The organism is Allobosea sp. P4_C6, assembly GCF_056402015.1.
The window spans coordinates 1-11319 of record NZ_JBFUIF010000073.1; the positions used below are offsets into that span (position 1 = coordinate 1).

An 11319-nucleotide genomic window follows, 5' to 3' on the forward strand; every position below is an offset into this window, starting at 1 on the left:
GTGCTCCGACGGCGTATCGTCCGCGTTGCTGCAGACGACAGTCAGATGGCGAAGATCATAGTCTGCGATGACAGGGCGGTTTTTCGCCGAGCAATGTTCTTCGAAAAATCAGAGGCATTCGCGTCTCCAAAGCAAAGGAGCCCACGAGACATCGTGGTGCTTTTAGCGTTGTTGGCGCGGCGCAAGCTGCTCCAGCAAATCCCGCGGCGAAGAGTTTGGTATTGCTCTTCACGATCAAGATTATCGTGCAGAGTATTATTTATGGCAATGAAACAAACTATGCGTTTTTATTGAAGGAAGGCGATAATTCGTTCCTGTTGCGGGCACGCGGCAACGCAATCAGGGTCGTCAAATCCAACGGAGCCCGACCCTCAGAAGGCTGCGGCGACATCCAGTGACGATGGCGTTCTCGCCGTCCGCGCCTGCGGAATGGCGGGGCCGAGCTTGGGAGGGCTGAGGTAGCGTTCGCCGCTGTCGGCAACGATCGCGACGATCGTCTTGCCGGCGTTTTCGGGGCGCCTGGCAAGCGCCGAGGCGGCAAACAGCACCGCCCCCGACGATGTGCCGGCCAGGATGCCTTCCTGTTGCGCCAATGTCCGGGCGACCTCGCGGGCCTGGGCCGTGTCGGTCACGATCACCTCGTCGACGACGGCAGCGTCGAAATTCTCGGGCAGATAGCCGGCTTCGACGTCGGTCACCTTGTGGACGCCTTCGATACTGTCGGGGTAGGGCGCCTCCGGTGAGGGGATCGAGGCCGGGCCCGGCTCGACGACGACGACTTTCACGCCGGGTTTCTGCGCTTTCAGGAAGCGACCGGTGCCCGAGATCGTGCCGCCGGTACCGACTGCCGCCACGAAGATGTCGACCTCGCCCTTCGTGTCGCGCCAGATCTCGGGGCCGGTCGTCTCGAAGTGAACGCGCGGATTTGCGGGGTTCGCCCGCTGGTTGGTGTAGTAGGCGTCGGGGTTCTCGCGGCGCACGCGGTCGATGATGGTGTGGATCGCGCCCGCCTCGAGGAATGCGCTGTTGTCGATCAGGACGACTTCGGCGCCATAGTGCTGGAGCAGCTTGATCTTGTCTTCGCTGATCGTGTTCCGGAGGTAGAACTTCGAGCGATAGCCACGCGCGGCGGCCAGGGCCGCGAGCCCGATACCGGTGTTTCCGCTGGTGAGATCGACGATGCGCTGGCCCGGCTTCAGCCGGCCGCTCTCCTCCGCTTCCCGGATGATGCCCCAGGCCGCACGGTCCTTGATGCTGCCGGCCGGGTTCAGGTACTCGATCTTCGCGAAGATGCGGGAGCCGAGATGCAATCCTTCCGCAAATCTGCGCAGCTCCAGCAACGGGGTATTGCCGACCAAAGCTGCAAAATTGTTGTTTCTCGGTTCCATCACGGTCTCTCGCAGAGGGATGGCGACTTGTGCCGTCACGGACGGGTGCGCCCGCCGATCGGGCTCGCAGCCACCCGTCGTTTCATCGGTAGTCGCGGCTCACGGCCCGTCTCGCACCTGGAAAAGTTTTCACCTTCGCTACGCCGCGGTTGCGCGACGGGCGGCCAGCCGGGCTGCAATCCCTGCTTCCTGCTGGGCCTTGATCGCGCCCACGCGGGCTGTCGCCTCATCCGGCGATGCGGCAGGGGCATAGACGGGCGCGCTGCCGGCCACGCCGGCCTTTGCCCCGATATGTTTCTCGAAGGGCAGGGACCGGTACAGGACCGGGTCGACGGAGGTGTCGAACAGCGGTCGATAGCCGAGCGACAGATAGAGGCCCGTCGCTTCCGGCTGCCGGAATCCGGTCGTGAGATAGGCTCTGGTGTAGCCGAGCTCGGCAGCGCTCTCCTCGAGCGCCAGCACGATGCGGCGCGCCAGACCCTGTCGCCGCAGAGTCTCGCGCGTCCAGATGCGCTTGAGCTCGACCGTCTCGTCGTCATGGCTCATGAAGGCGCCGCCCGCGATCGTCTCGCCGCCGCGCTGAACCAGCAGGAAATCCCCGAGCGGCGGCGCGAACGCTTCCGCCGGATAGCGCATGAGCTCGGAGCGCGCGCCACCCGGCCTGCTGTTGACGCCGTACCGGCCGTCATATTCGGCAACGAGCCCCTCGACCAAGGCCTCTGCTTCAGGCGAAAGAGGAGATGATCGCACGATCAGGTCAGGCATCGCAGAATTCCAACGGTATCGCGTAATCGCGAAAAGAGCGTCGATGACATCAATATTCGGATCATCGAAACAATCAACGCTCGTTGGAAAATAAGAATATGTGCATTTATTCGGGTTATGATTTTGAGAAATACTTCCACGCGCGAGGGCGATCCAGATGGATTTATGCTATTCACTGAGCGCGCATAAGCTTCGACGCAGCTCCCCGGGCTCGGCAGGATGAGCGCCGTGGCGTCCAGCCCCATGCGGTTGCCGGCTGACACGGGCTCGTCGCCGACAGCTTACCGGCCGGCCGAGAAGCTGGCCCGTTGTGCATCTCCGCAAGAGGCCGTCTCCGAGCCGGCTTCAGTCATGCCTCATCGAGTGCGAGCTCCAGTTGATGAATGGCCGCGAGCAGGCGCTTGGCATCCTTGCCGAGTGCTCCCAGGATTTTCGCTTCGAAAGCCAGGGCCCGCGGGACGATTTCCGTGTAGGTCTTCAGCCCAAGCGGCGTCAGGCATAAGATCTCTTCGCGCCTGTCATGGGGACTCTCGCGCCGCTTGAGCCAACGGCGCTCCTCGAGAGCGCGCACGGCACGGCTCACCTTCGTCTTATGCATCGCGGAATGAGTGCCAATCTCCTTGGCGCTCATCGTCTCGAATTGGCCGAGCGTCGCCAGAACACGCCATTCGGGAACGGTCAGGTCGTGATGCGGTCCGTATACGGCCCGAAAGGCCTGCGAGACCGTCGTGGCGAGCCGATTGAGGCGATAGGGGAGGAATTCTTCGAGAGCGAGCTTCGTCATCATTGTTAGTTACAAAATGGACGGTTACCGATGCAACGATATATTTGTCCGAGCGCCGAATGAAGCGATGAGGTCGCTGGATCGGGAATGCCGACGACGTTTCACCGCTTCTCGGGGCCGGGCCTGCATCCTCGGCGGTAATTCCCCACGGGAGAACAGACATGAACGTTCAAAATCCGTCGTCCAATCCGAAGGGCCCGGAGGTCCGAAGCGCCATCCAGGCGGGCTACATGTCCGGCTTCGGCAACGGATTCGAGACCGAGGCGCTGCCGGGCGCGCTTCCGATCGGGCGCAACTCTCCCCAGAAATGCGCCTATGGCCTCTATGCCGAGCAGCTTTCCGGCTCGCCCTTCACCGCGCCGCGCACAACCAACGAACGCTCCTGGCTCTATCGCATCCGGCCGACCGTGTCGCACTGGAACCGGTTCCGGAAGGCGGAGATCGGCCTGTGGCGCACGGCGCCGGCGCGCGAGGTCGACTTGCCGATCGCACCAATGCGCTGGAGCCCGATCCCCATCCCCTCGCGGCCGCTGTCCTTCGTCGAGGGTATGCACAGCATGACGACGGCCGGCGACGCCGGAGCCCAGGGCGGAATGGGTGCGCATGTCTACCTGATCACGCGCCCCATGGTCGACGAATACGTCTACAACGCCGATGGCGAGATGCTCTTCGTGCCGCAGCAGGGCGACCTGCGCCTGTGGACCGAGTTCGGCATCATCGACATCGAGCCAGGGGAAATCGCAGTCATCCCGCGCGGCGTGAAGCTCCGCGTCGAGCTGCGTGACGGCCCGGCGCGCGGGTACATCTGCGAGAACTACGGCGGCGCCTTCACCCTGCCGGAGCGCGGACCGATCGGCGCGAACTGCCTCGCCAATCCGCGCGACTTCCTGACGCCTGTCGCAGCTTACGAGGACCGCGACGCGCCTTCGAAGATGTATGTGAAATGGGGCGGCAATCTCTGGGTCGCCGATATCGAACACTCGCCGCTCGACGTCGTCGCCTGGCACGGCAACTACGCCCCCTACAAATACGATCTCAGGAAGTACTCTCCGGTCGGGCCGGTCCTGTATGACCACGCTGACCCGTCGATCTTCACGGTGCTGACTTCGCCTTCCGAGACGCCCGGAACGGCGAATATCGATTTCGTCATCTTCTCGGACCGCTGGCTGGTGGCGGAAAACACCTTCCGGCCGCCCTGGTACCATATGAACGTGATGAGCGAGTTCATGGGGCTGGTTTACGGTGTCTATGATGCCAAGACCGGCGGCGGCTTCGTGCCCGGCGGCATCTCGCTGCACAACTCGATGCTGCCGCACGGCCCCGACGTCGACGCCTTCGAACGCGCGAGCAACGTAGAACTCAAGCCCCACAAGCTGGAAGGCACGCTCGCCTTCATGTTCGAAACGCGCTTCCCGCAGCAGGTCACTGCTTTCGCCGCAGGAACGGACGCGCTTCAGGGCGACTACGGCGGCTATGGCCACAAGCTGACGAAACACTTCGATCCGAACAAGCCTTGAGACAAAGATGACTGCCCTCGACGAAACCCACGACGCGACGCTTCGCAGTTTCGAGGCGTCCGCGAACGGCCATGCCTACTTTCCCATCCAGAACCTGCCGATCGGCGTCTTCAGCCCGCCGGGCGAGCCTCCCAGGGGCGGGATCGCGATCGGCGACAAGATCCTCGACCTCAAGCTGGCGCTGGAAGGCGGGTTCATGGCGGAGGATGCCGGTTTGGGCGCAGCCTGCGCACAGGGCAGCCTCAACGGCTTTCTCTCGCTTGGCTCGGCCGCGCGTGTGAAGCTTCGCCGTCGCGTCTCGGCCCTTCTCGCTCTGGGGGGGCGTGACGAGACGAAGGCGGCGCGCTGTCTGCGTTCGGCCTCCTCCTGCACTCTGCACCTGCCGGCGCGGATCGGCGACTACACGGACTTCTACGTCGGCATCCACCACGCGACCGAGGTCGGAAAACTGTTCCGTCCGGACAATCCCTTGCTGCCGAACTACAAGTACGTCCCTATCGGATACCACGGGCGAGCTTCTTCGGTCCGACCGTCCGGCGCTCCTGTGCGGCGCCCGAACGGACAGACGAAGGCGCCGGACGCGGCAGCCCCCGTCTTCGGCCCGTCGCGGCGTCTCGACTACGAACTGGAACTCGGGATTTGGGTGGGGGCAGGCAACGAGCAGGGCGAGCCTGTTCCGATTGCCGAGGCGGCCGAGCACATCGCCGGGTTCTGCCTCCTGAACGATTGGTCCGCGCGCGACGTCCAGGCGTGGGAATACCAGCCGCTCGGACCGTTCCTGGCCAAGAATTTTGCCACCACGGTCTCGCCCTGGATCGTCACGCCGGAGGCCCTGGCCCCGTTCCGCATCGCGCAGCCACCGCGCCCGGAAGGCGATCCAGAGCCGCTGCCTTATCTGTCAGACAGCCGGGACAAGGCTGCCGGCGCTTTCGATCTCGACCTGGAGGTGTTCATCACCACCGAGACGATGCGTCGGCAGGGTTCGCCGCCGCATCGTCTCGGGCATTCCAATACGCGGCACATGTACTGGACCGTCGCTCAGATGCTGGCCCATCACACCAGTAACGGCTGCAACCTCGCCGCTGGTGATCTGCTGGGCTCCGGTACGATATCTGGTCCGGATCAGGCCAGTCGCGGCAGCCTTCTGGAAACCACGGAAGGCGGTCGGACACCCGTCCGCCTACCCTCCGGCGAAGAGCGCCGCTTCCTCGAAAACGGCGACGAGATCATGCTGAGGGCCCAGGCACGTCGCGATGGCTTTACGTCGATCGGCTTCGGCGAATGCCGGGCGATCGTCCTTCCAGCGAGGTGAGAGTCCGATGAAGCTCTACGGCTATTGGCGCTCGACCTCCTCCTACCGCCTGCGGATCGCGCTGGCGCTCAAGGGCATAGATGCGGAGCAGGCTTTCGTTCATCTCGTTCGCGGCGAGCAGAAGACCGAGGCTTATCGCGCGCTCAATCCCCAGGGGCGCGTTCCTGTCCTCGTCCTCGACGATGGGACCGCGTTGACGCAATCGCCGGCCATCATCGAGTATCTGGAGGAAGTTTTCCCTGATCCGCCGCTGTTGCCCGCCGAGCCTGTAGCGCGTGCGAAAGTTCGCGCCGTCGCGGCGATCATCGGCTGCGACGTGCACCCGCTTCACAATGTCGGGCCGCTCAATTATCTGCGGGGCCCGCTCGGGCGCCCGGAAGCGGAGGTCGAGGGGTGGATCGCGACCTGGATAGAGCAGGGGCTTGCCGCCGTAGAGGCGATGATCGGCGAGGAGGGCTATTGCTTCGGGGCGTCGCCGGGCTTGGCCGATGCCTATCTCATCCCTCAGCTATACGCGGCCCGACGCTTCGCGGTCCCGATCGATTCATATGTGCGGATATCGCGGGTCGAAAAACTGGCGGCGGAGCACGCAGCCTTCCAGGCCGCGCATCCCAGCAGCCAGGCTGACGCCGTTCCTTAGATCGTCCCGGACCCGCGGGTCGCTGTCGCCCGAGGGCTTATTCCGCGGCGTCCAGGTTCTTCTTGCCGTCGGCGAGTTCGGCCACGCGCAACGTGATGTCCTTCGCCGCCTTCTTGGTGATCTTGATCAGCTGGGCTTCGGTCACGGGCGGAGGACTCAGCGTGGGATAAGACAGCGAGATCGCGCCCATGATCTCGTTGTTCTCATCGAATACGGGGCTCGCGATACCGACCAGACCTTCGGAGATCTCGCCGCGGGAGAGATAGTACCCGTCGCGGCGGTTCTTCTGGAGCAAGGCGCTGAAGGACGCCCAGTCGGACCCGATGCCGTTTCTTCCGGAGTCCTCCTCGGAGCGGTCGAAAATCCGCCTTTGGCGGCGCCTGTCGAGATGGGCGAGGATGATGCGCGCCTGGGCCCCCCTGAAGACGGGAAGCCGCCTTCCCGGCCTCAACGGCATTTCGGACGAATTCTCCGGCCTCGTGGAATAGACGTTCACCGCGCGGTCCTGGTACATCCTGCACAGGAATGTATGGATGCCGAGAGTCGTCGAGAGCTTCTCCATCACCTCCCTTGCGGCCAGCAGGATCGGATCGAAGTTCGCCAGTATGAATTCAAGTTCCATGATCGTCGGGCCGGGCGCGTAGCGCCCGGAAATCCGCGAGAGGAGCCCGATTTCATGCAGGTCGTGCAGGTACCGGTAAGCCGTCGCCTGGCTGACCTGCAGCACGGATTCGACGTCTCCGAGCGAGATAGTCGGTGAATCCTCCGAAAACAGATTCAAGATTTCGGCGACGCGCTTAAGTACAGACGTCTCGTTCTGTGACTTAGCAGGAGGCATCAGTACTTTCTCGTTTCATCGTGCATCAAGTCCGTCTTTCTGTGTCGGCGTAGATCGACGAAAAGTCAAACATTCGGAGTTGTCGCGAGCCGTTCGAATGTTATCGGTCGCAAAGAACGAATTCGCTCGCGAAGAAACGGGTTCCGTTCGCGATGAAGTGCGATATGTCGTGCATGATCTCTTCCCGCCCACGATCGCAGTCGAAGTATCGCGTCAGCATGTCGTCGATTGACGGGAAGTTCAGCTCTGCAATACCGCCTGCGGGGCGCCCTCGCGAGGCGTCCACGATCCAGTTTCTGACATACTTGTCCATTCCGACATGGACTCTCAGGGCAAGAGGAACGTGGATGTCCCAGCTGCGCCGAGCCGCCGTCGCGGGCAGATCGGGGTGGAAGTTCAACCGCCCGATATACTTGATGCCGGGAGATCGTTGCCCAAGGACGACGACCTGCCGGTCGAGCTGAACGATTTCCTCGACCTGGTAGATCTCCGTCGTGGCGACGTCCTCGGCGCAGGAGACGAGCGTCTCCAGAATTTGCTCTGCCTCGTCCGCCGGTGGTGAGAGCTCGACGATGACGTCGTAGACCGCATCAGCCTCCTCGGCGCGCACGTTCACGGGGCGAAACGGAACCCCTTCCGGCGTTTCCTCGACCAGGTTGACGATCAGCTTCCCGCCTTGGGGAAGAGCGGCGGCGACTTTGCGAGCGGCCCGCAGGTAGGCCGATTGGAAGTCCGCCCTTCGGCTGCGATCGCGGCCAGCCAGGTAGATGAAGTATTTCGATGCCATCAAGTGCAGCTCCTGCGGCTGGCGTCCGCCGCGCAGACGGGTGCGAACAGCCGGTGCCTAGGCAACTTCAAGCCACTCCCGCCGCACGGAAGGCGTTGCGAGCAACTCCTCCGGCGTTCCCTCGAAGACGATGGCGCCGTGGCCCATGATCAGGCATCTGCTGCAGAGCTTCAGGGCGATCGTCATCTTCTGCTCGACCAGTACCGACGCAACGCCCTGTCGGTTGATGTCGCGCATCACGTCCGCGAGATGATCGACGATCTTGGGCGCGAGCCCCTCGGTCGGCTCGTCGATCAGGATGACGGTAGGCTGGCCCAGCAGCGAACGGCAGAGCGTGAGCATCTGCTGCTCGCCGCCGGAGATCGACCCGGCCTTGACGTTGCGGCGCTCCTTGAGGCGAGGGAAGAAGCCGTACATGTCTTCGAGGCTCCACGCCTTGGCGTTCGGCCGGGGCGTGGAGACCCCGATATGCAGGTTCTCTTCCACGGTGAGGTTGCTGAACGCCAGCCGCTCTTCCGGGACATAGGCGATGCCCGCGCGGTTGATCCTGTAGCACGGGAGCCCCGCAAGCTCGCTCGCTCCCAATCTGATCGAACCCCGCGTTGGTGGGACCAGTCCCATGATGGCCTTCATGGCCGTCGACCTGCCCGAGCCGTTGCGACCGAGCAGGGCGATCATCTCGCCGGCCGCCAGCGTGAAATTCATGCCGTGCAGGATGTGGCTCTTGCCGTAGTGGGTATGGAGGTTGGTTACGGAAAGCAGGGTCATGCGGCCACCTCGCCGAGATAGGCTTCCTGGACCCGGCTGTTCGTACGTATCGCGTCCGGCGTGCCCGACGCGATGATCTCGCCGTAGACGAGGACGGATATCCGGTCGCAGAGGGAGAACACGACTTCCATGTCGTGCTCGACGACGAGGAGCGTTTTCCCCTGCGTGATGTCTCGGATCAGATTGATCATGTAGTGCGTTTCCTCGCGCGACATGCCGGCCATGGGCTCGTCCAGAAGGATCACGTCGGCGCCCGGTCCGATCGCCATTCCGATCTCGAGGGCGCGCTGCTCCGAATAGGTCAAATCACCGGCGAACTTGCCCCGCGCTTGCGTGAGACGGACCGCCGATCGCCAGGGCCGGGACGAGCCAGGTCGACACGGCGATGGGGTCCCATTTGAGGCCGTACAGGGGTACGGGTGGCCAGGCCTTCGTCCGGCCGACGATTGCGGAGTACTGTTGATCGAGGATGCGGGAGGCCAGCTCGAGGAGAGTGACGACACCCGCCGCGGCAAGCAGGCCGGGTGGGAGCAAGAGGGCTCGCAGCTTGAGGGCGCCCCAGTTGCGCTCCTTGAACTCGTTCACGATCCTCAGCCAAAGCATGGCCAGGCCATCGCCCATGAACATCATGATGACGACGAAAAGGATGCCTTGATAGAGCAGCCAGTTCTTCGTCACGTCGGAGACGAGGCTGCCGAACAGCGCGAAGATGAAGGCGCCGACTGCCGGGCCGAAAAACACGCCCGAACCGCCGACGAAGGTGTGCAGGACGACCGAGGCCGACATGCCCATGCCCAGCATCGAGTAGTTGATGCTTTCCGTGGTGAAGGCCAGAAGGCCGCCCGCGATGCCGGAGAACATGGCCGACACGCCGAACACGATGATCTTGGTGTGATGGAGGTTGTAACCGAGGAAGGAAACCCGGCGCTCGGCCTCTCTCAATCCGACAGTCAAGCGGCCGAACAGCGTCTGGTTGTACGCGTAGAGCAAGCCGATGCAGAGGACGACCCAGGCGACGACCGTGTAGTACACGTGGACCTCGTTGCCATAGTCGAACGACGACCAGGGCATCCTCATGGTCGTCAGCCCGACCTCGCCGCCGAATATCCCGCCCAGGTTCGGCGCTATCGCATGAAGCAGTTCCGCCAGGGCGAGCGTCACCATCGAGAAGTAGACGCCGCTTCTCAAGGTGGCGAAGTACCCTGCGCAAAGCCCGCCGATCAGCCCGGCGACGCCGCCGACGAGCGGCAGGAACGGGGTCGGCAGCCAAAGATTGCCCTTCTCGATCGCTTGCATCGCGTGGATTACGGCAAACCCGCCGATGGCGAAGTAGGCCGCGTGGCCGAAGGAGAGCATGCCGGCCCGGCCGCTCAGAAGGTTGAACGCCATCGCGAACAGGACGGCGATCAGCGCCGTCGTCAGGACGCCCACCACATGTCCGCTGAGCGCGAGGGGCGCGCCGAGCAGCAGGACGACGACCGAAGCCAGTATTCCGATCCGGAGCATGTTCTAGTTCCTGTCGCCCATGAGGCCGGCGGGCCGCGTCAACAGCACGACGAGCATCAGCAGCGCGGGTAGGGAGGCGGACAGCGACGAGACTTCCAAGGTGAGAAGACCCCCGATCTGCCTGGCTTGCTCGCCGTAGCCAAAGATCTGCGCGAGATCCGCGAGCGAGACCTGGAACCCGACCGAGAACGAAGTGAGGAGGCCGATCAGCAGCGACGCGATGAAGGCCCCGAGAAGCGAGCCGAGGCCGCCGACGACCACGACGACGAATGCGATGACGCTCATCTCCGCCGCCATCGTGGGGCTCGTCGTCAGGAGAGCGCCGCCCACGGCTCCGGCAAGGCCGGCCATCCACGCGCCGACGCCGAAGACCCCGAGGAAGACCAGGGGGACGTTGTGGCCGAGCGCGGAAACCATGCCCGGGCGCTGGACGGACGCGCGAACGACGATGCCGATGCGCGTCTTTTGGAGCAGCAGGTAGAGGATGCCGAGGAGCACTATCGCCACGACGGCGACGAAGACACGGTAGGAGGGGAAATTCGTCCCGAACAGCGAAAAAGCCGGACCGCTGAGGAGGGATGGGGGACGGTAGGCGACCGGGAAATTGCCCCAGAAGAGCTTGATCAACTCCTCGAACACGAAGGCGATGCCGAAGGTGAGGAGGAGCTGCTGCGAATGCCCGAAGCCGTGGACGCGCCGCAGCATGAAGCGTTCGATGAACATGCCCGCGGCCATCACGATCAAGGGCGCGATCAGCAAGGCCAGCTGGCCTGCCCCCTGAAAAGTGGCCCTCCCTGAAGTAGGCTTTTTGAGCCTTTGGAGGATGCCCGCGATGCCGCAGAAGAAGCACAAGCCTGAAGAGATCGTCGCGAAGCTGCGGCAGGTCGACGTGCTGTTGTCCCAGGGGCGCCCGGTCGCGGAGGCGATCCGGGCCATCAGCGTGACGGCGTTCACGTATTATCGCTGGCGCAAGGAGTTTGGCGGGCTGAAGTCCGACCAGGTGAAGCGTCTGAA

The 11319-nt window shown here is 63.6% G+C and carries 13 protein-coding genes and 1 pseudogene; 5 read left to right on the forward strand and 9 right to left on the reverse strand.

Annotation, left to right across the window (positions count from 1 at the left end; translation table 11 throughout):
* A partial coding sequence (locus AC1DVA_RS24865; protein ID WP_476807642.1) for a hypothetical protein occupies nucleotides 1-294 on the forward strand: 294 nt, incomplete at its 5' end.
* A 77-nt stretch (nucleotides 295-371) separates the two neighbouring features.
* On the opposite strand, the gene AC1DVA_RS24870 is transcribed toward AC1DVA_RS24865, so the two are convergent.
* From AC1DVA_RS24870 to AC1DVA_RS24880, 3 genes are all read right to left on the reverse strand, one after another.
* Nucleotides 372-1388, reverse strand: coding sequence for a PLP-dependent cysteine synthase family protein (locus AC1DVA_RS24870; RefSeq protein WP_476807643.1), 1017 nt, complete (start codon nucleotides 1386-1388; stop codon nucleotides 372-374).
* A 138-nt stretch (nucleotides 1389-1526) separates the two neighbouring features.
* The gene (locus tag AC1DVA_RS24875; RefSeq protein WP_265053115.1) at nucleotides 1527-2153 is read right to left on the reverse strand and encodes a GNAT family N-acetyltransferase; all 627 of its coding nucleotides are present in this window, start codon (nucleotides 2151-2153) and stop codon (nucleotides 1527-1529) included.
* A 349-nt stretch (nucleotides 2154-2502) separates the two neighbouring features.
* The gene (locus tag AC1DVA_RS24880; RefSeq protein WP_320109550.1) at nucleotides 2503-2940 is read right to left on the reverse strand and encodes a MarR family winged helix-turn-helix transcriptional regulator; all 438 of its coding nucleotides are present in this window, start codon (nucleotides 2938-2940) and stop codon (nucleotides 2503-2505) included.
* A gap of 158 nt (nucleotides 2941-3098) precedes the next feature.
* On the opposite strand from AC1DVA_RS24880, the gene hmgA reads away from it, so the two are divergent.
* From hmgA to maiA, 3 genes are read left to right on the forward strand one after another with little or no spacing between them, the layout of a single operon-like run.
* Nucleotides 3099-4454, forward strand: a complete 1356-nt coding sequence (hmgA, locus tag AC1DVA_RS24885) for a homogentisate 1,2-dioxygenase (RefSeq protein WP_476807644.1) — start codon at nucleotides 3099-3101, stop codon at nucleotides 4452-4454.
* Nucleotides 4455-4461: 7 nt separating this feature from the next.
* Nucleotides 4462-5766, forward strand: a complete 1305-nt coding sequence (fahA, locus tag AC1DVA_RS24890) for a fumarylacetoacetase (RefSeq protein ID WP_476807645.1) — start codon at nucleotides 4462-4464, stop codon at nucleotides 5764-5766.
* Nucleotides 5767-5773: 7 nt separating this feature from the next.
* Nucleotides 5774-6406: a maleylacetoacetate isomerase gene (gene maiA, locus AC1DVA_RS24895; protein WP_476807646.1), complete on the forward strand. Its 633-nt coding sequence runs from the start codon at nucleotides 5774-5776 to the stop codon at nucleotides 6404-6406.
* 37 nt (nucleotides 6407-6443) lie between these two features.
* Here maiA and AC1DVA_RS24900 read toward each other — a convergent pair whose 3' ends face one another.
* The 6 genes and pseudogenes from AC1DVA_RS24900 to AC1DVA_RS24925 form a co-directional block, all read right to left on the reverse strand.
* On the reverse strand, nucleotides 6444-7244 hold the full coding sequence (locus tag AC1DVA_RS24900; RefSeq protein WP_476807647.1) for an IclR family transcriptional regulator: 801 nt from the start codon (nucleotides 7242-7244) through the stop codon (nucleotides 6444-6446).
* Nucleotides 7245-7344: 100 nt separating this feature from the next.
* Complete coding sequence (locus AC1DVA_RS24905) at nucleotides 7345-8031, reverse strand: hypothetical protein (RefSeq protein WP_476807648.1); 687 nt, start codon at nucleotides 8029-8031, stop codon at nucleotides 7345-7347.
* A gap of 57 nt (nucleotides 8032-8088) precedes the next feature.
* Nucleotides 8089-8799, reverse strand: a complete 711-nt coding sequence (locus AC1DVA_RS24910) for an ABC transporter ATP-binding protein (protein WP_476807649.1) — start codon at nucleotides 8797-8799, stop codon at nucleotides 8089-8091.
* A pseudogene (locus AC1DVA_RS24915) lies at nucleotides 8796-9143 on the reverse strand (ABC transporter ATP-binding protein C-terminal domain-containing protein); the annotation flags it as partial. The pseudogene AC1DVA_RS24915 and the gene AC1DVA_RS24910, both read right to left, overlap by 4 nt.
* Nucleotides 9106-10305, reverse strand: coding sequence for a branched-chain amino acid ABC transporter permease (locus tag AC1DVA_RS24920; RefSeq protein ID WP_476807650.1), 1200 nt, complete (start codon nucleotides 10303-10305; stop codon nucleotides 9106-9108). The pseudogene AC1DVA_RS24915 and the gene AC1DVA_RS24920, both read right to left, overlap by 38 nt.
* Nucleotides 10306-10308: 3 nt before the next feature.
* Entirely contained in the window at nucleotides 10309-11169 is an 861-nt protein-coding gene (locus tag AC1DVA_RS24925; protein WP_476807651.1) for a branched-chain amino acid ABC transporter permease, read from the reverse strand.
* On the opposite strand from AC1DVA_RS24925, the gene AC1DVA_RS24930 reads away from it, so the two are divergent.
* Nucleotides 11138-11319 (forward strand): transposase (locus tag AC1DVA_RS24930; protein WP_476807020.1); only part of this gene is annotated, 182 nt, incomplete at its 3' end. The genes AC1DVA_RS24925 and AC1DVA_RS24930 overlap by 32 nt on opposite strands.

Bases quoted from the DNA above. Each gene is read 5' to 3' on its own strand.
- AC1DVA_RS24875 (WP_265053115.1), bottom strand. From the start codon at position 2,153: ATGCCTGACCTGATCGTGCGATCATCTCCTCTTTCGCCTGAAGCAGAG.
- fahA (WP_476807645.1), top strand. From the start codon at position 4,462: ATGACTGCCCTCGACGAAACCCACGACGCGACGCTTCGCAGTTTCGAG.
- AC1DVA_RS24870 (WP_476807643.1), bottom strand. From the start codon at position 1,388: ATGGAACCGAGAAACAACAATTTTGCAGCTTTGGTCGGCAATACCCCG.
- AC1DVA_RS24910 (WP_476807649.1), bottom strand. From the start codon at position 8,799: ATGACCCTGCTTTCCGTAACCAACCTCCATACCCACTACGGCAAGAGC.
- AC1DVA_RS24880 (WP_320109550.1), bottom strand. From the start codon at position 2,940: ATGATGACGAAGCTCGCTCTCGAAGAATTCCTCCCCTATCGCCTCAAT.
- AC1DVA_RS24920 (WP_476807650.1), bottom strand. From the start codon at position 10,305: ATGCTCCGGATCGGAATACTGGCTTCGGTCGTCGTCCTGCTGCTCGGC.
- AC1DVA_RS24900 (WP_476807647.1), bottom strand. From the start codon at position 7,244: ATGCCTCCTGCTAAGTCACAGAACGAGACGTCTGTACTTAAGCGCGTC.
- hmgA (WP_476807644.1), top strand. From the start codon at position 3,099: ATGAACGTTCAAAATCCGTCGTCCAATCCGAAGGGCCCGGAGGTCCGA.
- maiA (WP_476807646.1), top strand. From the start codon at position 5,774: ATGAAGCTCTACGGCTATTGGCGCTCGACCTCCTCCTACCGCCTGCGG.
- AC1DVA_RS24905 (WP_476807648.1), bottom strand. From the start codon at position 8,031: ATGGCATCGAAATACTTCATCTACCTGGCTGGCCGCGATCGCAGCCGA.